1 pseudogene is annotated in these 231 nt (G+C 60.6%); it reads right to left on the bottom strand.

Annotated elements, in window-relative coordinates:
* Positions 1-24 precede the first annotated feature (24 nt).
* Positions 25-231, bottom strand: a pseudogene (locus GHO25_RS26435) (mobilization protein); the annotation flags it as partial.

Genomic DNA, 231 nt, shown 5'->3' with positions numbered 1-231 from the left:
GGCCTTCTCGATCTCCGTCATAGCCTACTTCTCCAACTTCACTGCCTGTCGGCTGCCATTCTCGAACGTCCACCCGCTGACTGCCTTCATCCCTTTTGGCAGGATGATGAACTGGCCGTTTTCGTCGCGGTGGAAGTCCATCCCCAACGCCTGGGCGCGGGCCATCGTGGCCTTCTGCTGCTCGATGAGCTGGAAATTCTCCGCCACCGTCTGCCCTGTCCACCACAGGGC

The sequence above is a fragment of the Pseudomonas sp. FSL R10-1350 genome (assembly GCF_009600525.1).
Lineage (GTDB): Bacteria > Pseudomonadota > Gammaproteobacteria > Pseudomonadales > Pseudomonadaceae > Aquipseudomonas > Aquipseudomonas helleri.
Note: the sequence above shows the minus strand (reverse complement) of the source record. Positions and strands in the feature narration are given on the sequence as shown.